General features: G+C 34.0%; 17 protein-coding genes. 1 reads left to right on the top strand and 16 read right to left on the bottom strand.

Annotated elements, in window-relative coordinates; all coding sequences use genetic code 11:
- Positions 1-39: 39 nt before the first annotated feature.
- The gene (locus LNP81_RS09195) at positions 40-1,446 is read left to right on the top strand and encodes a DUF4403 family protein (RefSeq protein ID WP_230035201.1); all 1,407 of its coding nucleotides are present in this window, start codon (positions 40-42) and stop codon (positions 1,444-1,446) included.
- Between the two features lie 30 nt (positions 1,447-1,476).
- Here LNP81_RS09195 and LNP81_RS09190 read toward each other — a convergent pair whose 3' ends face one another.
- The 16 genes from LNP81_RS09190 to LNP81_RS09115 all read right to left on the bottom strand — a co-directional run bounded on the left by LNP81_RS09190 (position 1,477) and on the right by LNP81_RS09115 (position 21,384).
- Positions 1,477-1,770, bottom strand: coding sequence for a hypothetical protein (locus LNP81_RS09190; RefSeq protein ID WP_230035200.1), 294 nt, complete (start codon positions 1,768-1,770; stop codon positions 1,477-1,479).
- A complete protein-coding gene (locus tag LNP81_RS09185; protein ID WP_230035199.1) occupies positions 1,763-2,302 on the bottom strand; it encodes a DUF420 domain-containing protein in 540 nt (179 codons plus the stop codon). Before LNP81_RS09185 ends, LNP81_RS09190 begins: the two co-directional genes overlap by 8 nt.
- Positions 2,303-2,304: 2 nt before the next feature.
- Positions 2,305-2,994 carry an SCO family protein gene (locus tag LNP81_RS09180; protein WP_230035198.1) on the bottom strand — a complete coding sequence of 230 codons (690 nt, stop codon included), beginning with the start codon at positions 2,992-2,994 and terminating at the stop codon, positions 2,305-2,307.
- Positions 2,995-3,004: 10 nt separating this feature from the next.
- Positions 3,005-3,646 (bottom strand): hypothetical protein, encoded by a 642-nt coding sequence (locus LNP81_RS09175; RefSeq protein WP_230035197.1) that lies wholly within the window; start codon positions 3,644-3,646, stop codon positions 3,005-3,007.
- A gap of 77 nt (positions 3,647-3,723) precedes the next feature.
- Positions 3,724-4,074 (bottom strand): cytochrome C oxidase subunit IV family protein, encoded by a 351-nt coding sequence (locus tag LNP81_RS09170; protein WP_230035195.1) that lies wholly within the window; start codon positions 4,072-4,074, stop codon positions 3,724-3,726.
- Positions 4,075-4,092: 18 nt separating this feature from the next.
- Complete coding sequence (locus LNP81_RS09165) at positions 4,093-5,076, bottom strand: cytochrome c oxidase subunit 3 (RefSeq protein ID WP_230035193.1); 984 nt, start codon at positions 5,074-5,076, stop codon at positions 4,093-4,095.
- A gap of 42 nt (positions 5,077-5,118) precedes the next feature.
- Positions 5,119-5,706, bottom strand: a complete 588-nt coding sequence (locus LNP81_RS09160; protein ID WP_230035191.1) for a cytochrome c oxidase subunit 3 — start codon at positions 5,704-5,706, stop codon at positions 5,119-5,121.
- An 8-nt stretch (positions 5,707-5,714) separates the two neighbouring features.
- Complete coding sequence (gene cyoE, locus LNP81_RS09155; protein ID WP_230035188.1) at positions 5,715-6,617, bottom strand: heme o synthase; 903 nt, start codon at positions 6,615-6,617, stop codon at positions 5,715-5,717.
- Positions 6,618-6,774: 157 nt separating this feature from the next.
- Complete coding sequence (locus LNP81_RS09150; RefSeq protein WP_230035186.1) at positions 6,775-8,913, bottom strand: energy transducer TonB; 2,139 nt, start codon at positions 8,911-8,913, stop codon at positions 6,775-6,777.
- On the bottom strand, positions 8,914-9,657 hold the full coding sequence (gene deoC, locus LNP81_RS09145; RefSeq protein ID WP_230035184.1) for a deoxyribose-phosphate aldolase: 744 nt from the start codon (positions 9,655-9,657) through the stop codon (positions 8,914-8,916).
- Between the two features lie 109 nt (positions 9,658-9,766).
- A complete protein-coding gene (locus tag LNP81_RS09140; RefSeq protein WP_230035182.1) occupies positions 9,767-10,150 on the bottom strand; it encodes a VanZ family protein in 384 nt (127 codons plus the stop codon).
- Complete coding sequence (gene gcvH, locus LNP81_RS09135; RefSeq protein ID WP_056188370.1) at positions 10,143-10,523, bottom strand: glycine cleavage system protein GcvH; 381 nt, start codon at positions 10,521-10,523, stop codon at positions 10,143-10,145. Before gcvH ends, LNP81_RS09140 begins: the two co-directional genes overlap by 8 nt.
- A gap of 87 nt (positions 10,524-10,610) precedes the next feature.
- Positions 10,611-17,825 carry a T9SS outer membrane translocon Sov/SprA gene (gene sov / locus LNP81_RS09130; protein WP_230035180.1) on the bottom strand — a complete coding sequence of 2,405 codons (7,215 nt, stop codon included), beginning with the start codon at positions 17,823-17,825 and terminating at the stop codon, positions 10,611-10,613.
- Positions 17,826-17,849: 24 nt separating this feature from the next.
- Positions 17,850-18,431, bottom strand: a complete 582-nt coding sequence (gene ruvA / locus LNP81_RS09125) for a Holliday junction branch migration protein RuvA (protein ID WP_194618038.1) — start codon at positions 18,429-18,431, stop codon at positions 17,850-17,852.
- Positions 18,432-18,508: 77 nt separating this feature from the next.
- Positions 18,509-20,800, bottom strand: coding sequence for an NADP-dependent malic enzyme (locus LNP81_RS09120; protein ID WP_230035178.1), 2,292 nt, complete (start codon positions 20,798-20,800; stop codon positions 18,509-18,511).
- 158 nt (positions 20,801-20,958) lie between these two features.
- Complete coding sequence (locus LNP81_RS09115; protein ID WP_230035176.1) at positions 20,959-21,384, bottom strand: CBS domain-containing protein; 426 nt, start codon at positions 21,382-21,384, stop codon at positions 20,959-20,961.
- Positions 21,385-21,396: the final 12 nt, after the last annotated feature.

Genomic DNA, 21,396 nt, shown 5'->3' with positions numbered 1-21,396 from the left:
TGTTTTCTTAATTTTGCATCACTTAAAAAAATCTTAAAGATGAAGTTTTTTTCAATTATTTCTCTGTTTACGGTACTTACCGCTGTTACCAGTTGTTCGACAACTCAAAAATTAGAAACGCTAAAACCAGAACCAGATGACGCAAGTCCGTTAGTTTACGATGCAAATCCTTCGTTTATTAACTTACCCATCACTGTAAAACTGAGCGACATTCAAAACCAAACCAATACTTTATTGAATGGTTTAATTTACGAAGACAACAACATCGAAGATGATGATATCGAAATGAAGATCTGGAAACAGGCTCCCATAAAAATTCAGAACGATCCTGCAAACCCGAACAAAAAAATAAAAACAATTCTGCCTCTAAAAGCCACCATCAAATACAGAATAGGCACAAAAAAACTTGGGGTAGAACTTTACGATGTTAGAGAATTTAATTTAAATGGTGTAATCACTTTATCCAGCGAAGTGGCTTTGACGAACTGGAAATTAAATACAAAAACCGAATTCAAATCTTTAGACTGGAACGAAAGTCCAACCATGATGGTATTTGGAAAAAGCATGCCTATTACTTATTTAGTAAATCCTGCGATTTCTATTTTTAAATCGAAAATTGAAAAGAAAATTGATGAAGCGATCGAACAGTCGATGGATTTTAAACCAAATGTTTTAACAGCTTTAGAAAAAATCTGTACGCCATTCCAGATGAGCGATACTTATGAGAGCTGGCTAAGAATTGTTCCTATTGAAGTTTATTCTACCAATGCTAAACTTAAGAACGATTTGTTTTTACTAGATATGGGAATGAAATGCAATATGGAAACTATTGTAGGGAAACAACCTGAATCCAGATACAGTGCCAGTAAAATTGTATTGAAACCGGTAACAAAAATCCCAAATCAAATTTCAGCGAATATTGCAGCCATTTCTACTTATATAGACGCTTCAAAGATCATGACCAAAAATTTTGCAGGTCAGGAATTTGGTTCCGGCGGAAAAAAAATTACCGTAAAAAATGTTTCGATCTGGCACAAAAACGGCAAAATGGTTATTGCACTTGATGTTTTAGGATCAATAAACGGAACACTTTACTTAAATGGAGTTCCACAATACAACCCTCAGACAAAAGAAATTTATTTTGAAAACCTTGATTATGTTTTAGATACCAAAAGCAAATTAATGAGAACTGCAAGCTGGCTGGGCCAAGGTTATATATTAAGAAAAATGGAAGAAAGCTGCCGCTACTCGATTCAGCCCAATTTAGAAGAAGGTAAAAAGACCATGGCCAATTATCTTAAAAACTATTCGCCAATGCCGGGTGTTTTTGTAAATGGAAAAATGGAAGACATTCAGTTTGATAAAATCCAGCTGACCAATCAGGCGATTATCGCTTTTATAAAAATAAACGGAACGGTAAATGTTTCTGTTGATGGATTGAAATAGAACAAAAATAAAAAAAAAGCAGAATAAAATTTATTCTGCTTTTTTTGCTTTCGATTTGTACATTCTATAAACAAGAACTCCAATTACAACGACCAATAAATAAGGAATCACCATCAAATAAACGATTCCGTTATTTACAGCTTCAGCTTTTTTAGTATTCGAATCCCCTGCAAGTGCAGCGCGACACATCGCACATTGAGCGTTAGCACTGAGAGAAAAGAAAATGGAGAATAGAACATAGAGGCATTTCGATAAAAAAGAACTCTTAAATTTGCCTTCTACTCTATTTTCTTTATTCTTTATTCTATTTTCTATTTTAAACATAATAAGGAGAAATCATTAAGTAAACCACTACACCTGTAATTGCAACATACAGCCAAAGTGGAAATGTTATTTTAGCTATTTTTCTATGTCTGTCAAAGCGTTTTGCAAGAGCTCTTACATAAGTTATTAATACCAATGGTATAATTGCAATAGACAATAGGATATGTGTTACCAAAATAAAGAAATAAACATATCGTATTGCACCTTCCCCACCAAACTTGGTAGAATCAGCAGTCATATGATAAGCCACGTACATCACTAAAAATGCAACCGATAATGCAATAGCAAAAGTCATTAAACGTTCGTGAAGCTTTTGTTTTCCGTTTTTAATAGCAATTACCGCCCAAACTAAAACAATAGCCGTAATACCATTTGTTGTGGCATAAATAGGAGGTAAAAACGAAAGCGGCTCTACATTGACACCAAAATCTTTCAATTTAACACCGAATAAAATAGCCACTACAACCGGAATAATAATTGAAACCGCAACAATAAGTTTGCTATACTTTTTTTCTAATGAATGATCTTCCATCTTTATTCTGCTAATAATATTTTAATATCTTCCTGAATATCTCTAACTCCTTTTTTATCCAGTCCGTCGTAATAGATGTTTGGGTTCCCAAATTCATCTTTTCTGCAACGAATATTTCCATCTTTATCAATCAATGCAAATAAACCTGAATGTTCAAAACCACCGCTTACTTTTTCATTCTCGCCGGCATAAAGATTAAAACCTTTATTTGATAAGTCCATAATAGTAGCTTTATCGCCCGTTAGAAAATTCCAGTTCGAAGATTTTACGCCTAATAATTTTGCATGATCTTTTAAAACCTGTGGTGTATCGTGCGTAGGATCTATAGTAATGGAAACAATCCCGAAGTTAGGATTTCCAAAAAAGGTCTTCTCAATTTCAAGCATGCTTAAATTCATCTTTGGACAAATTGAAGGACAAGTCGTAAAGAAAAACTCTAAAACATAAACTTTACCTTTATAAGTGTCGTTTGAAACTTTAATATTATCCTGATTCGTTAATGCAAATTTAGGTGCTGGTCCAATTGTGATCAACTTCGCATCAGCTTTTGATGTTTTTAACCCAACATTATCCAAACGATTACCTTTTACAACTTCGCCATTTGATATTCTGTCAACAATTTTAGGCACGGCATAAATTCCGAAAATTAAAATAATAAACGAAATTCCGATATATGATTTATTTTTAAACATGATATAAAGATTAAAGTTCTTTTGTTGCGTTGTGGTTCTTTTTTAGAGCTGCACGATATTCGTATAGAATAATTTTGAAATCGTCAAGCATTTCATTGCTTAACTCAGAAGGATGAAAAGTATTATACCCTTCTTTATATTCTTCTTTATCTTTTCGGCCTCTTAGATTTCGTTCTTTATCTACGATATAAACATTCGAAGTACCAAGGTTTTGATCTAACTTTCCTTGCAGATGCAATTGATCATAATACACTTTAATCTCCTCAGGAGAAGCAAAAACAAAATGCCAGCCTGAAACGTCTGTAAAAGCTCCTAATGATTCTACAATTTTCTTCGCATCTTTTTCTGTTCCCAAAGGACAAACCACTACAAATTGCAAATCTTTGAAGCCGTTATAACGCTGATAAATTTTTTCGTTTAGATTAAAAAAGTTACCTCTGTTTTTTAAAATCTCATTTCCTGAAAAACCAAGAATTGTAATTTTATTATCTAAGGATACTTTTTCTCCTTTAAGGGATTTCCAATTACCAAAGTCGGCAATTTTAGGAGTTATTGTTGGAAGTTTAGTAAAGCTGTTTACACCTGAAGCAAAAAACAAATACGCTACAATTGGCAAAACAAAAAGAACAAAGAGAACTATATTTTTTTTCATTTTATTACCGAAGTTATTGAGGTACAAAAATAAAAAAATCCCGATGTTATCGGGACTCTTTTCGAATTAATATCATGTTAAAAATTCCATTTAATGGTAGAATCTTTAAAAACCCCATAAATATAATGTCCTTCTGTCAACAGAATAAACAATAAATATAAAACTAGGAAAATAACTGGCGAAACAACTGACCATCTAAGGCTGCTTTTTTCACCTTCCATGTGCATAAATGCCCATACTATATAATATGCTTTGAATATTGTAAGGATATAAAATATCCAGTTCAATAAATTCAAACCTAAAAAATGATTAAATTCTAATGCTCCCGGTTTAATAATTCCAAGAATAACCTCTACTGTAGTTACTGCAGATAGCAATCCAAAAACAAACCAGATTCTTTTTGTATTTGATACGTGTTCGTGTGACATAATAATTAAAATCTAAAATTAAACTAAGTAGAAAACTGTAAATACAAATACCCAAACTAAATCGACAAAGTGCCAGTACAAACCAACTTTCTCTACCATTTCGTAGCTTCTTCTTTTTTCATAAGTTCCCAATAATACATTAAAGAAAATAATGATATTAATGATAATACCTGAAATTACGTGAAAACCGTGGAATCCTGTAATGAAGAAGAAGAAATCAGCAAACAATTTACTTCCGTATTCGTTTCTTGTTAAGTTCGCTCCTTCTACAACATATTTTGCAGTACTTAAACGTTCTTCAGATTCTGCTCTGCTTAAAACTGTTTTTTTCTTTTCTGCTGTAAGGTGTTCTGTTCTTATTAATAATTCAGGATGTGCTTTAAAACCTGCCTGAATATCTGCTACAGAATATGTTGGTACTGTTTCAGCACTTTCCATAAACCATTTTGCTTTTGCTCTTGTAAGTTCTTCCGGCTGATTAGGTAATTTTACAGCAAACTCTTCAAGAGCTACTCTTTTACCATCTTTATCAACAAACTGCAATAAACTTCCTCCTACTGTTTCAACAGCACCATATTCACCTTTAATGAAGTTTTTCCATTCCCAAGCTTGAGAACCAACGAAAATCATACCTCCAATAATAGTTAAAAACATGTAGATTGCAACTTTTGTTTTTTTCATTTGGTGACCTGCATCAACAGCTAAAACCATTGTTACAGATGAGAAAATCAAAATAAAAGTCATTAAGGCTACATAATACATCGGAGCCGAAACACCGTGCATAAATGGGAAGTGAGTAAACACTTCATCTGCCAAAGGCCAGGTTTCGATAAATTTAAATCGAGAAAAACCATAAGCTGCTAAAAATCCAGAGAATGTCAAGGCATCTGATACGATAAAAAACCACATCATCATTTTACCATAACTCGCTCCTAATGGCTGGATCTCATGCCCGCCTCCCCAATTTTTTTCGTTGTTTGCAGTAGTAACTGTCGCTTCCATAAAAGATATTCGTTAAAAAGTTCCCAAATTTACGTTTTTTTCTTATTTAAAGAAATATAAAAATAAAAATAAATATACCCACAATAAATCCAAAAAGTGCCAATACATCGCACCTAGTTCTATACCAAGAGTTTGAGTCGAATTGTATTTTTGTTTAAAATGATTATAAATTATAATTAAAAGTGAAATCAAACCTCCAGCCAAGTGTAATAGGTGTGTTACAGTAACTACATAAAGAAAAGTTGTAGTAATTGAACTACCTTCTCCAGTAAAATAATAACCACTTTTTACGATTTGTCCAAAACCTACAAACTGTAAAACCACAAATAAAACTCCTAAAGCCAATGTACCCAAAAGTAATGCTGTAGTTGCACCTCTATTATCTTTTTGAATAGCTTTCTTTGCCAGATAAAAAGTAATACTGCAACCAATAATTACTGCTGTACTATAATAAAATGCCGTTGGTAATTCAAAATTCTTCAACCAGTCGGCTCTTGATTTACTTACCACAAATGCGCTTGTAAGTCCGGCAAACATCATTGTCATGCTCACCATTGCAAATAACAAAATCAGTTTTGCTGATTTCGCTTTTCTTAATTGCTCTTCACCTGTTGTCATTGTCATTGTCATTTCCATAACTATCTTAAAAATTTATCTACTATAAATACTATTTGCAGTAACGAAATATACGAAACACTTACCAGCATTAATGTTCTGGCTGCTTTTGCGGTTCTTAACTGATACAAACGTACTGCATAAAACAACATCCATAAACCTAACAAAAACACTAATACTGCTGCAATTGGCGTAATAAATAATTGTCCTGTAAATCCTAAACAAGGAAGCAATGACGCTATAATAAGCCAAACTGTATATAAAATAATCTGCAAAGCAGTCTTTCTGTCTTTTTTACCTGTTGGCAGCATAAATATCCCGGCCTTTTCATAATCTTCGTATAAAAACCAGCCAATTGACCAGAAATGTGGGAACTGCCAGAAAAACTGAATTAAGAAAAGCGTTCCTGCCTCGATACCAAATTCTCCGGTTGCCGCAACCCAGCCTAACATAAAAGGAATTGCACCCGGAAAAGCACCCACAAAAACCGATAACGAAGTTACTGTTTTTAAAGGCGTATAAACACTTGTATATAAAAATATTGAAATTGCAGCAAACATTGCCGACTTCGCATTGATTGTATATAATAGTGAAATACCAATAATAGTAAGTAAACTTGCTACAAGCAAAGCCATTTTTGGTGACATACGCCCTGAAGGAACGGGACGATTTTTAGTACGATCCATTAATGAATCGATATCTTTTTCAATTACCTGATTAAAAGCATTAGAAGCCCCAACCATGCAATATCCACCAATCATTAAAACCAATAAAACACTCCATTTAAACGGATGTGCATCATTAACACCTAACAAATATCCGGCAATCGAAGAGAATAGTACACTGATCGCTAAACCAGCCTTGGTAATCTCTTTGAAATCGTTAAATATTGATTTTATTGAAAATGTATTTTTAGTAGCGTTCAATACGGTATTTGTTTGTATGTTTTTTTTGAGTGGTGCAAATGTACAAATTAGATTGTAGAATACTGACCTATAAAATTAGATTTTTTTCAATAAAACCTTTACAGAATAAGGACTTGCAAATCTTTAACATAATTATTTCGAAAAATCTTATTAAAAACTAGTAATCAAAATACCAATTAAAGACATCTGAACGTAATCCGATACTGAACCAGGTTGTATTTTGTTTAAAAGTTGTTACTGTTTCCTGCGTTGGATCAAAATTTCTGTGAATCAAACTTCCAAATAATTTCAAATTGGTCATGGGATTTATTACATATCCTGCCTGAATATCGGCAATAAAAACATTTGTTTTATTACCCTGACCTACTTTTACACCTTTATCGTAAGGTCGGTCTACATCGTAACTTTTGTAGATATTACCACCGTAGTTATAGCTGTCTTCGGCAGTATCAAAATCTAAACCGCGCTTCCCAACCGTAAATTTAGCATCAGCATAATAACGTCCTTTATGATAACGTCCAATTGCAACGAATTCCTCAAAGTTACCGCCCCATTGATGCCCGACACTTTGATTATTATGTCCGTAATTGGTAATTACAGCACTATGAGAATACACATAAGGACGTACATGATTATACTCTAATTGCACTAATAAATCTTTTATCTTAAAAGCATTGAAATATTTTGCACCTAATTGATATCCAAATTTATTTTTCCAGCTATTTTCTCCAGCCGCCATATCGCCTACTGAAAATTCATCGAGTAAAAACTGAGCATATAAATTCACATTATTGTTCCATTTGTATTTTCCTGACATTCCTAAAAGTGCATTTCCACTTCTTGAAGATGATGAAAATTCTACTGAACGATAAAAAATAATCGGATTCACGAAATTAATATCAAAACCTCTATTATTTGTATCTGTCCAAACAACCGATTCAAAGAAACCTAAATTCAGTTTGTTCGACACATTCCAGCTTAAATAATGATTCGCCATGAATTTTGTCGCGTAAGTTTTCTCTAATGTAACATCAGGACGAACATCCTTAAGCCACATATAAGTGTTGGTATATTTTATTTTCCAGAAATTGGTATTAATTTTAAAATAAGGATAAGGACTTGCACCGTCACTTTCGAACAAAGAACGATATCCGTCTCCAATAAAATTTCTTCCGTATCCTAACTGAAAATCAAAAAACTTACTTGGAGCAAAAGTAATATTAGCTTCCGCTAAAGGAAAATCGTAAGCATCAGTTTTAAATCTTTTTGCGATTCCCATACCCGGAATAATGGCCGGATTTCCTCCTGAAGGTTTTAGTGTTTCGGCATAATCATTATAATAACCCGCAAATCGTCCCTGGCTTTCAAAAACTGTTGTTGTAAAATTAAGGGTCTTTCCTAAACCTCCTCTAAAATTTAAGGCTCGTGTATTTACGTAAGTGTACGAAGCATCAATATCTGACGCTTTACCCAATTGCAAATCAAGAATAGGATTTAAGGACAGCCAGTAATCTTCACCCTGAATCTGAACCAGATTTTCGTTCCAGAATTTTCTTCCTAACCAAGTTGAAACATTTTTTTGAAGTGATTCGTTTACTGCTTTTAAATTGTAATACTTAGAAACCTCAGCATAGGTATAGGGTTTTGATGCAGTATGATTATTACTCCCCACTTGATTCATAGCGCCATCAAATTGTGCATAGTAACTGTGTGAGAAAGGGATATTCAAATGACTTTCGAACTCTGGATTATTGTATTTTTTATATACAATACTATCCAGTTCTGTCATTGGTTTTTCGACCGGTTTTAAAATTTGGGCTGCCGCCAAAGCTTCTTCAGCAATTTGATCTGCGCTTTTTAATGGAATATCAATCGAAATGGTATATTTCGAATAGGTTGGTTTTCCATTATAAGTTGAAGGTTTTATTTTAGGAAATTTTCTAAAAACACGTTTTGCTTCTTCTGATAATGCATCATTTGCAGCATTCACATAAATCACTTTAAACTCTCCATTGGCATCTACTTCAAAAAGCACTTTTACTTCGCCTTTATAGTTTGATTGTTTTAAATTTTCAGGAACTTCAAAGTTTTGAAAAACAAAATCCTGAACTTCTTTATAAAAACAATTCTCTAATTTTTTTGATTGTAAATTTTCGCAATTTGCAAAAACAGGAAATTGTTCTGATGTAAAACCCTGCTTGATCGAAGAATTATTCTCTTGTGAAAAAACAGACAAGGCAGAGAATGTCAAAATAAAAGATAAGAAAATCTTATTTACGTAAATGTAGGTTTTCATTTAATATTGATTTGTGGTATTTTCTCCGTTTGCAATTGCTTTTGCAGCCGAAGTTCCGATACGTTTAACTCCTAAACGAATCATTTCTATCGCATCATCATAAGATCGAACTCCTCCGGCAGCTTTTACTGACAAAGGCGATGCATTTTCTAACATTATTATAATAGTGGGAACTGTCGCTCCGTTTGGCAAGTTATCCTGAGTTTCATAAAAACCGGCTGACGATTTTACAAAAACCGAAGCATAATCATCTTCTTTAAAATGCGATATAACAACATTTTTTATCAAAGCCGAAAGCTGGATAATTTCTTTATCGCTCAAAGCCGCAACTTCAATAATCCATTTTACTGTTTTATTGTTCGCTAAACCAATTTGTGTCCCTATTAAGATTTCCTGTTTTACTAAATCAGTTTCTCCGTTTTTAAAAGCTTCATAATTGCAGACAAAATCAAGATCGTCTGCTCCGTCTTCGATGGCTTTATTAGCTTCTTTAATTTTAGTTTCCAAATTTTCTTTTCCTTCCGGAAAATCGATTACTGTCCCCACCAATAAAGTTGAATTGGCTTTCAAAATCATTTCCTTGGCCAAAACTACATGTTCAGGACGGATCATTATTAACTTAAAACCTTCTACAATCGCTTCCTGAATTGCATTCTTAACCACGATAGTATTTTCTGCTTCCGAAAGTCCGGCTTGCGAGGCAGTTTTTAAGTAGGTCGAATCTAAATATTGCTTAACATTCATGATGATATGGAATTGCGACAAAAATACATTTAAAATTCAGAAAAAAACACACTTTTTAGAGCTTGATTTTTTGGCAATAAAAAACCCACCGAAGTGGGTAATTATATTCTTATATTTTATCTATTTGCTTTTTAAAAGCTATTGCAGTAAAAACTCCAACTAGAGCTCCAAGTGCATTTGCTAAAACATCAGTTACGTCAGACGCTCTTGTGACTGTAAAAACACCTTGCAGGATTTCGATTGTTATTCCAAAAAAAACAGAAAATATAAACGAAATCAGATAAGCTTTATAATCATCAGGAGCTTTCCCTTTAAGTTCTTTTTTGAAGAACAAAATCCATGAGATTGTAAATCCAAAATGAAAACAAAAATGTACAATTTTATCTATACTCGGGAAACTTACAGCAGGGATATTACTTGAATCCGTTAAACAAAAATAAGTAATAATACCTGAGCATAATATTGCCCAGAGCAGCAGGAATTGTTTAGGCACCGATAAGTTGTTTGTAAGCTTCGTCAGATAATAATGAATCTATTTCTGATGCATCAGCAATTTTTATTTTAATCATCCATCCAGCTCCGTAAGGATCAGAGTTTACCGTTTCAGGTGCACTTTCCAGGCTGTCATTAAAAGCAATAATTTCTCCTGTTAAAGGTAAAAATAAATCAGATACTGTTTTTACAGCTTCAACTGTTCCAAAAACCTCATCTTTATCAAGTGTCTGATCTAAAGTTTCTACTTCAACATACACGATATCTCCTAACTCTTTTTGTGCAAAATGAGTAATTCCTACAGTTGCAACATCTCCTTCGATGCTAACCCATTCGTGATCTTTTGTGTACTTTAAATTTGCTGGTATGCTCATAATACTATGTTTGAAAATTGATAATTTAATAATTAAGCCACAAATGTAATAATCTTCTAATGAAATCCAGTTTAGAAACTAAAAAAATTAATTTCCGAAATTATATCGAAGTGTAAACCCTGATCTAATGTTCGTTAAAGGAAATGATGTCGAAATTACTGCTTTCGAGAACGAGTGATCGTAATAGAATATTGCCGTCAGGTTTTTACTGAACGAATAATCTGCAGTAAGTTTCAATGCCCATATATTCTGTCCTGCCGCTAATTGATTGTTGTCATAATCTAAATAACGTACCAAAGTTTCATTTTTTCTAAGAGAAAAATCGGCTTTGATATTAATGTCACTTTTGATAATTCCGGTTGGACTGTCAGCCAGTCTTGATGAGAAAATAACATCTTTAAAACGATATCCCATACCTACTATATATTCCATCCCTTTTACTTCCGTCAATAAATTATTATCAAAACTCATTGATAAAGCCCTGTCTTTTTTGATTTCAGTAAGTATTCTTAAAGAACTTTTCAACTCAAAATCTACTCTGATAAGCGGACTAAACTGCTCTACCAAATTGACATTTGACATGATGGTTTTATTAAAGAAATTGGTATTCACATCTTGCCCGTTCGGTTTTTCGGCATAATCAAAATTAGATCTAAACTGATTTATCGTATACGACGCACGGTAATTGTGCTGCAATGAAAAACGCTTAAACTTATCTTTAAAATATTTATAACGCATCAAACCATTATATTTTATACTCCAGTTTGGAATAGGGAAATTTTTAAAAATACTGGTCGAACTATTTGAAGCATCTCCTCCTGAATAAGCAGCTAAAAATGCCGGTAATAAAACGGCCTGATTACTTTTTGTATACCCTATTGGATACCCAAGATTGGCCATATATATTTTATAATTCGCATCTGTTTCAGCAGGAACAGGATTATTTACATCTCCATATCTTGGAATCGCAGTTCCGGAACCATAACGTTCTTCTGCCAAACGGTTCGCAATAACCAAACGGTTTTCTCTAAAATCATCAAATGCTGAAGATTCAGTTGCACTACTTGTCGAGAATGCGGTTTTGATTAATACAGTCGAAATAGAGAACATCCCGTACGTATAAGGTGACAAAGGCATGTATTGTCCGTTTACAACACTGTACTGCTCAGATGTATTTTCAGAATAAGCACGATCCATAGCCAAATCAATTTTTAAATCCGGTAACAAATCGATATTCGCCGTAACTTTTAAAAGCTTATTGGTTACCTGTGTAAAACTTTGATTAAAATCCTGATAATCGGTCAGCCATCCTCTTTTGGCAGCTTCATAACGTACATCATCCTGACTTCCAAAAATAAATCCTAAAGTTGGTCTTGATGTTCCAAAGAAACCTACACCCGGTGTATAACCCGGTAAAACGGTTCCGCTATTTTTAGTATAGTTAACCTGAATATTTTTTATACTAGTCAAAATACCAATCATACCATCATAAAACGGACTGCTGCTTGTTACAGGTTTTGCTGTATTTACAATTTTCTCTCCCGGTTTTGGCGGCGCTGTTGGTTTTGGTTTTGCAGCTGATTTCGATCCTGGCGTTAATCCTAAATATTTATACAACGTATTCATACTTAAAGTTGTCGTAAGCGTATTTGAATTCGCATTTTGAATTGTATTTCCTAAGTTATAACTAGAGAATGATCCATCAGGATTTTGTTCCTCATATTCAGAAAATGCTGTTGACGAACGCTGCCAGTTATAATCGGCCGTATAAGAATAAGATGCTTTTACAAAACTAAAAACCGGAATTTTATTAATAGGAATTTCATAATTCAACACTAATTGTTGCAAGTGCTGATTTGGAGTTCCAATATCCAGATAATCGTCCCAAATATTAAAATCTTCTTTTGGAGTATTATCATCATTTAAAAAGTTTCGTACGATATTATTTGATGCTGCCGTATAATTTATTTTTAATGATTTTGTCAAATTATAACCAAAACCATATTGATAATTAAAAGCAAAATTTCGTCTGTATAAAGGATCAAGACCAATTCCCTGCACTTCGACTTCTCTATACTGCTGGCGATTACTTTGTCTTAAAATATTGGTATTAAAAGTAATATTAGAAGGCAGGTAATTAAAATTAAAATCACTTAACAACTTCCAATATTCACTTTTTTTCATGAATTTAGTTTGCTTGAAAGGCACTACTTCTTTTGGCTGAAAAGTGTACGCGTAATTTACAGCCGAGTTAGATTGTTCATCCAGATAACTTTCTACTTCGTAATCATGTCTTTCTACCTGATTGTATGATTGAGAGAATGTAAAATTCTCAATATCATAAACATGCGGTTTTTGTTCCGGCGCCCTGTCTTTTCTTACTCCAATAAAATTGATACTTCTACGTTTTGTGTAATCAACTGCACGAGTTCTGATATTTTCTCTTTCTGCGGCATCAGTAGTTTCTCTTAATAACTGATCCAGCTTTATATCCTGATTAAACGGATCGTATTCAGGTGTAATTACTTCTTCTCCGATAGCATAATTAAATGGCAGGTTTATTCCCCATTTTGGAGGTAATAGTTTCCCTAAATTAATATTGGTCACAATATTATATTGCTGAATATCTTCACGATCTCTTTCGTTTGCACCTTGTTCTAAAGATCCAAAACCAATTGTACTCTTTTTACCGGTAGCAGAAACTGTCGCAAAATCGGCCATATTGGTATCTATATTCAATATAGCAGCCATACCGCCTTTATTCTCCAAATCGGCTAAACGAAGTTCATTAAACCAAACTTCTCCTTTTAAGCCTTTATGATCTGTTCTGCTCTTTACACCCACCATTAAATTTCGAACCAAACCAAAGTTAGGATTTCCTTTGATACCAAGTACCAGCTTACCATCTCCATCTCCTCCTGCCATATCAGGGTCATTATCCGGATAATAAATACCATTAACATCTCTCTTAGTCGAATTGATATCAATAGACATAGCCTTGATTTTCATTCTGGTCAATAATTCCAGTGCTAAATCAATATTGTTATCTTCAAGCCATACCTGATCCGGGCTAATAGCACAAGACCCTCCGGTTCTGGTTACTTTTAAAGGAATTTCGACCTGATAAAAGTTTTGCGTAAAGTCATTTCCAAAACGAATGAAACCAATCATTTCATCATCCCCCAAAGTATTTTCATTTGGTAAAGATTCAGCATGTAAAAACATTTTTAATTTTTTGTACTGACGCATGTCAACACTTACATTTTTAAATACTGCTCTTGAATCCTGATATTGCAAACCTGCTCCACCAATACGCAATGCCAGTGCTTGTTCGTTTTGATTAATGATAGTATTGTTGTTGTATAACTGCTCTCTCTGAACTCCCGGAGGAACCACATAATTTACAGGGCATTTTGTGCTGTTTTCCTGAATATTAACTGCCGAAACATCAAACTCAGTACCATCATTAGTAGGATCTGTATCATTTGCATCTAATGATCCTGTATATCTTCTCCACTCTCCTCTTACTAAATCTAACGCTCCAAAACGAACGGTCATCTGGCTGCTAAAACCAGTCATAAACATACGCATGAATCGAACAGATCTGAAATCTGTAATATTACCAATTGTATTTTGAGGCTGAGCAACCGGAATTTTAAACTGAATCCATCTTGCTGTAGTTGTTGAACCGTTTGGTAATTCGATATTACTTACATCACGGATATCTGTAATATAATTTTGTCCTACTTGCATTCCCGGTTTAACATCAATACTATACTCATAATACGCATTAATCGTACTCATTGTATTATCACGGTTAATATCTTCAACATCCGGCAAAGTTGTCGATCCTCTATTTGGATCATCTATACTTACTGCTGAGTTATTTTCGGTTCCATTATAATTTTTATAACGATCCAGAACGCCTCCTTCTGTATTTAAATAATAAGTGTAATCATCTGCTGCAGGATCTTTTTCTCCCGCATAATTAGTATAAACCTCACCCTCTCTTGAACTTGGTAAACCGTCTAAACCGACATCCTGATTTCTACGATTTTCAGCATTGGTATCAAACGCATAAATTAATGATTGTGATGCCGGAACGTCTCCCCAAAGTGGTCTCGGATTTACCATTATCTGACCTGGCCCTAAACCATTCTCATATTGTTTTCTTCCGTCTTTTAATACGTCTTCAGAAATTTCACCTAAGTTAAAATAAATTTTACCTGAATTACTAGCTGGTGCTTCTGCATTTCCAACATAAGGATCTAAAACCCAAAACTGAATATATTCGACATTTCCCTGCTCAAAATTGGTTGAATTTAAAGCACGCATAATACCTCCAAAATTTGAATTTGCAGGACTTGTACCAAAATTTGGATTGTTATTATAAGGTCCTCTATCTGATGGATAATAGGTTAAATCAAGTGTATTGATTACCTGAATTTGCCCCTGAGCGATATCTGTATTTGGATACAATTCTTTGCTATAAACTCTTCTTGTTGTATTTAATGACAAATCATCATTGGAGATACCTGATGGTTTTGAAGAATAAAAAATAGGATCAATGGTATACCAGGATAATTTTGCTCGTTTATAACCGTACTCTAAAGTGTTTGAATTTGCATTAAAGGTGTTATCATTTATAGAGTTTACAAAAGGCGTTGAAGCCAAACTCCATGCATAAGCAGAACGCATATCGATGGTAGATTGCGAGCCTTCGAAATCATCAACATATATGGTTGCTTCACCTTCAAAATCACTTGCTTTTGGCGCATCAGGTCTTAAGAAAGCTACTTCTCCTCTTATCGAAAGATTCGAAGGAACATCAGTATCAATATTTGGTAGTTTATTTACTAATCGGGTTAAAAAAGGAACTTCAGTTGAATAATTTCCATTAAATCCAAAAATAGTATTGTTTACAGATTCCTGACCATAACTCGATTTTTGAGTGAATGGTTTTTCTGTCATTTTTAAAAAGGTTCCGCCAATAACAAAATTTTCTGAAATTTTATGTTCGATATTGAATCCCATAAACCTTCGGGTTTGTTGTCCGAAAATTGAATTGTTCTCTAACGAAACTTCAATTGGTGTATTGGAAGCCTGAAGCGACGGATCTAATATCTGAACACGGCCTAATTGATAATCGACACTGTAATCGATACCTTCTACCAGTCTTCTACCGGCTGCCATTACGACAACAGAACCCTGAGGAACGTTGAATGCCCCAATTGGAATACCATTGCTTCCTGATGATTTGTATTTTCCTCTTAAAAGGAATTTATTTTTATCACTATCCTGTAAAGCTCCTGACTGTGTGTTTTTATACATGTTTCTAAACACGTATTTCTGTTGATTTGCGTTGTATGTAGTAGGGTCATTATAACTTTCGCCAGATCCTGAATTTTGCAATTTTTTAAATATAAGTTCTCCAAAAGGCTCTTTGGTGGTAAAAATAATTCGTCCGTTTTGTACGTCTACCGTTACACCTGGTATATAATCGAAGAAACCATCTCCGCCGGTTTGGGGATCGTTATTATAGTTTAATCGATCTAAGTTGAATACATTTAATAAAGGCGTTTGATCGACTTTGTTATCTGCTGTTGGGTTTGTTGGAAAAGAACTCCCCTGAACCGGTGTTATATAATTTATAGGGGAAGGATCTGTATAAAGGATGTTTAACCTAAAGTCATCTTGCTTGATTTGGTAAGCCTGAGGAATTTGATACACGTTTTTCATCATCAGGTTCCAAACCGGATTTTGAACATTTGTCAAATTACTTTTCAGCATTTTTAAAACCAAACTTTGTGTAATAATAGCCTGATTAGCGTTGTTGTTTCCTGTTACTACAGTTCCATCAACTCCATCACTACCAAATTCCCCTACCTGATACACTTTGCCTCCTATAGTATACTCAAATGCTACGGCAAGGATCTCATCATTTGCTAATCGCTGTTGTAAGGAGATATATCCTAATTGTGCATTAAAGGTAAATTCGTTTGTTGTAAGCTTTCTGGCATTTTCAAGTACAGAATAATCTGTAGCTTCGCTGGTATTAGCGTTATTGAATCCTGATTTTGCCGTTACAATTTCTCTAATATTCGAATTTAAAAAAGCTCCTGGCTGACCAATTGTAGCCGGATCGTATTTGTTATTTCTATTATCTGTTGGTGAATCTATAGGATTATTAAAAAAGCCCGTTGTAGGAGTCACTACTACAATTTCATTATCAGGAATACCGGTCATTTGCCCTTCACCTAAATCCTGAAGTGCTATAATATTTCTTAAGTTATTGTTGTTGGTGCTTACTCTGTTTTGTTTATTGGTCACCCAAACCTCTATTCTTGTAATCTGAACACGGCTGTCTATAAATGGATATTTAAGTAAAGAAGCGTCGTATTTGTTTCTAAAATATTGCGATAAGAAAAAGTGTCTGTCATTATCATAATCCAAAGCATATAAATCGAAGTTTTGCACTGTTCCGCCACCTTCTGCAACTATACTCTTTGTTTGTGACTTCTGTTCTGAGAAAACACCTGTTACGGTTGTTTTACCAAATTGCAACTGTGCCTTCACCCCAAACAAACTTTGGGCGCCGCGAATCAGTGTACTATTTAATGGCATACTAACATTACCAACCTCTACTTTTTGAACAATATCATCTTCGTCTGGTGTATAGGCTAGTTTAAAAAGGTTCTGAAAAGCAAATGTAGACTGCGTATCATAGTTGGCATTTACCTCTAATCTGGTTCCTACTTTACCCATTAAACTCATGCTTATTCTTTGATCAAAATCAAAAGTAAGACTTGATCTGTTTCTTGGGGAGAAAGAAGGATTATCTTGTTTGGTGTATCGAACACCAAGATCCATTTCTACTGATCCTGTTGGCTTTACATCGATTGTATTACTACCAAAAACACTTTCGAAAAGACTGGAATTAATATAATATCGCGGTAATAAATCTTTTTTTGCCGCTTCACTGCCGGCTTTTTTACCATCGATAGCATCTGATTTTTTTCTGAAATAATCTCTTCTGGATTCTTTCAAAACTAAATCTTCGTATTCTTTAGGTGTTAATATAATGGGATAATTGATAGAAAAACCATCAACTGAATTGGTGTAAATATAGCGATCTGTAATAGGGTCGTATTTATAGGCTGAAATTACACTTGGTGGATCTTGCAGTTCTACTTTTCCAACAGAGAATTGAGTTTTCGTTGTATCTTTAACCGCTGGATTTATTTGCGCACGCAAAACATTACCGCAAAACAAAAACAGTAAAAAAATACAAATTTTACGCATACAATTCGTTTATATAAATTGAGTTTAAAGGCTTTTTAACGCTTTCTTAATGATTGTTTCTACAGTAGCTTCCGGATCTTCTTTTACGATTTTCTCTACTACTTTTTCTGAAGTTTTTCTAACAAAACCTAAAACTTCCAAAGCAGATAACGCTTCATCTCGATTTGTATTGTTTTGAACTACCGAAACTTCATCTAAATCGTACAACTTTAACACTTTTTCCTTTAAATCAAGGATAACTCTCTGGGCTGTTTTGTTTCCAATTCCCTTAATTGATTGTATTGTACCAACATCTCCGGACGCAATTGCGTTAATAATTTGCCTCGGCTCGATTGAAGATAACATGGTTCTGGCAATATTGGCTCCAATTCCCGAAACAGACAATAACATCCTGAATATTTCTCTTTCTGATTTCTCTACAAAACCAAATAAAGTATGCGCATCTTCTTTGATTTGAAGATGCGTATACAGTTTTATATTTTCTACATTAGGAATTAATGAAAAGGTATGCAAGGATATATTTACCTGATAACCAACACCTCCACAATCAATTACGACCTCGGTAGGATTTTTCTCTACTAATTTCCCCTGTAAATGTGCTATCATAATATAATTTATTAGGGTCAAATATAATAAAAATGCAATAAAAATACGACAATATTATTCGATCCTTATTATTTATACTATTTCGCTAATTTATTTTTTTTACTTTCTTTTTCCTGAGCGTCAATAACCGCAATTGCTGCCATATTCACCATTTCTTCGACACTTGCTCCTAATTGGAAAATGTGAACTGGCTTGCCCATTCCCATCATAATTGGTCCAATTGAGTTTACTTTATACAACTCTTTCAGTAATTTATAGGTAATATTTGCCGATTCTAAGTTAGGGAAAATCAATGTATTTACTTTTTTACCTGCTAATTTAGAGAAAGGAAATTTCTCTGCAAGCATTTCCTGATTTAAAGCAAAATCTGCCTGAATTTCTCCATCAACGATCAATTCCGGGTGATTTTTATGTAAGTAAGCTACTGCTTCTCTCACTTTTGACGCTCCAGGACTTGTAGATGATCCAAAATTCGAGAATGAAACCATTGCAATAACAGGTTCAACACCAAACATTTTAGCTGTTTTTGCAGTCATAATAGCAATATTCACTAAATCTTCAGCTGATGGATTGATATTAATAGCGGTATCTGACAAGAACATTGGTCCACGAGAAGTCATCATCATGTTTGCTGTTGCAACAAGAGAAGCTCCAGGCGCTTTTCCAATCAATTGTAACATTGGTTTTACAACTGTTGGGTAACTTCTTGTATGACCTGTTACTAAAGCATCTGCTTCGCCTTCGTTGACCATCATTGCAGCGAAATAGTTTCTTTCGCGCATATATTTCTGAGCATCAAGCAATGAGACACCTCTGCGATCTCTTGTTTCCCAGTATGAATTTGCAAATCTGTTACGTCTTGCTTCTTCTTCGTTTGTTTTAGGATCAATGATTTCCAATTCAGCATCAAAACCTAATTCAGCTTTCAACTCTAAAATCACCTCTTTGTTTCCTAATAAAATTGGAAGACCAATTCCGTCCTCATGAACGATTTGTGCTGCTTTTAATACGTTTAATTGATCTGCCTCAGCAAAAACAATTCTTTTTGGATCTAATTTGGCGCGATTAGTAATTAAACGAACCATTTTATTATCGTTACCCATACGTTCACGAAGTGCATCTTCATAAGCTGCCCAGTCTGTAATAGGATTTTTTGCTACTCCTGATTCCATAGCTGCTCTTGCAACTGCAGGCGCTACAACCGTAATCAATCTAGGATCAAATGGTTTAGGAATGATATACTCCTGACCAAAACCTAATTTCATTGCACCATAAGCTACGTTTACCTGCTCCGGTACTGGTTCTTTTGCTAATATAGCCAAAGCTTTTACTGCTGCCATTTTCATGGCTTCGTTAATTTTTGTAGCTCTAACATCTAATGCTCCTCTAAAAATATAAGGGAAACCTAAAACATTATTTACCTGATTAGGAAAGTCTGAACGTCCTGTAGCCATAATAACATCTTTACGAGTTTCTGTGGCTAAATTATAATCGATTTCCGGATTTGGATTTGCCATGGCAAAAACAATCGGATTTTCTTTCATTGACAATAACATATCAGCTGATAAAATATCTCCTGAAGATAATCCGATGAAAACATCAGCGCCTTTTACAGCTTCTGCCAATTCAATTTTAGGACCATCAACGGCATATTTCAATTGCAATTCTGATAGTGCAGGATTATCTTTTGTTAAAAGTCCTTTACTATTATACATTTTGATATTCTCTACTTTGACGCCTAACAAAACATATAAGTCTGTACAAGCGATCGCCGCAGAACCTGCTCCGGAAACTACTACTTTTACATCTTCTGCTTTTTTTCCTGCTAATTCAAGTGCATTGATTAAAGCAGCCGAAGAAATAATTGCTGTACCATGCTGATCATCGTGCATTACAGGAATATCCAATTCTTCTACTAATCTTCTTTCGATTTCGAATGATTCAGGAGCTTTAATGTCTTCCAGATTAATTCCTCCAAAAGTTGGAGCAATATTTTTTACGGTCTGAATAAATTCTTCGATATCCTTCGTTCCGATTTCAATATCAAAAACATCAATATCCGAGAAAATTTTAAACAACAAACCTTTTCCTTCCATTACTGGTTTAGAAGCTTCAGGACCAATATCCCCAAGTCCTAAAACAGCTGTACCGTTTGAAATTACGGCAACTAAATTTCCTTTTGCTGTGTATTTATAAACGTCGTCTACGTTTGCTGCAATTTCTAAACATGGCTCAGCAACACCCGGCGAATAAGCCAAAGATAAGTCTCTTTGGGTTGCATATTTTTTTGTTGGAACTACCTGAATTTTTCCTGGAGTTGGCTCTGAGTGATACAGTAACGCTTCTCTTCTTTTACTCTCTTTGTTCATTATTTTTAGCTTTTATTCTAGCTTACAAAGATATAAGTCTTGGCTTAAAATGGCGTATTTTTAAAGTTTTCTTTTCTTAAAATAACATTTATGCTAACCAAAAAAAATAGTCCACTGTTGTTTGGACTATTTAATAAAGATTATTTTTTGAATTTCTGCTACTGAGAAATATAAGAGTTTAGATGATTTATGGTGTCTTTTTGAATTTCAATAATTGCCTTCACAACATCACTAATAGAAACTATTCCTACTACAATCCCATCTTCCAAAACTGGTAAATGCCTGATTCTTTTAGTACTCATTAATTCCATACAATTTTCTAAATTATCTGAAAGTTTTACCGAAAAAACATTGCTTTCCATAATCTCATGAACAAAAGTCTCTTTTGATGACTTGTCTTTCAAAACAATTTTTCGGGCATAATCCCTTTCAGACAATATTCCTTTTAAATCGTTATTATCAATAACAAGGATAGCACCTATGTTTTTGTCTCCCATTACTTTTAAGGCTTCATAAACCGTGGTAGTTGAAAGGACGGAATAAACATTTTTTCCTTTTGCGTTTAGTATTTGATTTACAGTCATATCTGAAAAATT

Source organism: Flavobacterium piscisymbiosum (genome assembly GCF_020905295.1).
In the GTDB taxonomy this organism is placed as follows: domain Bacteria; phylum Bacteroidota; class Bacteroidia; order Flavobacteriales; family Flavobacteriaceae; genus Flavobacterium; species Flavobacterium piscisymbiosum.
Note: the sequence above shows the minus strand (reverse complement) of the source record. Positions and strands in the feature narration are given on the sequence as shown.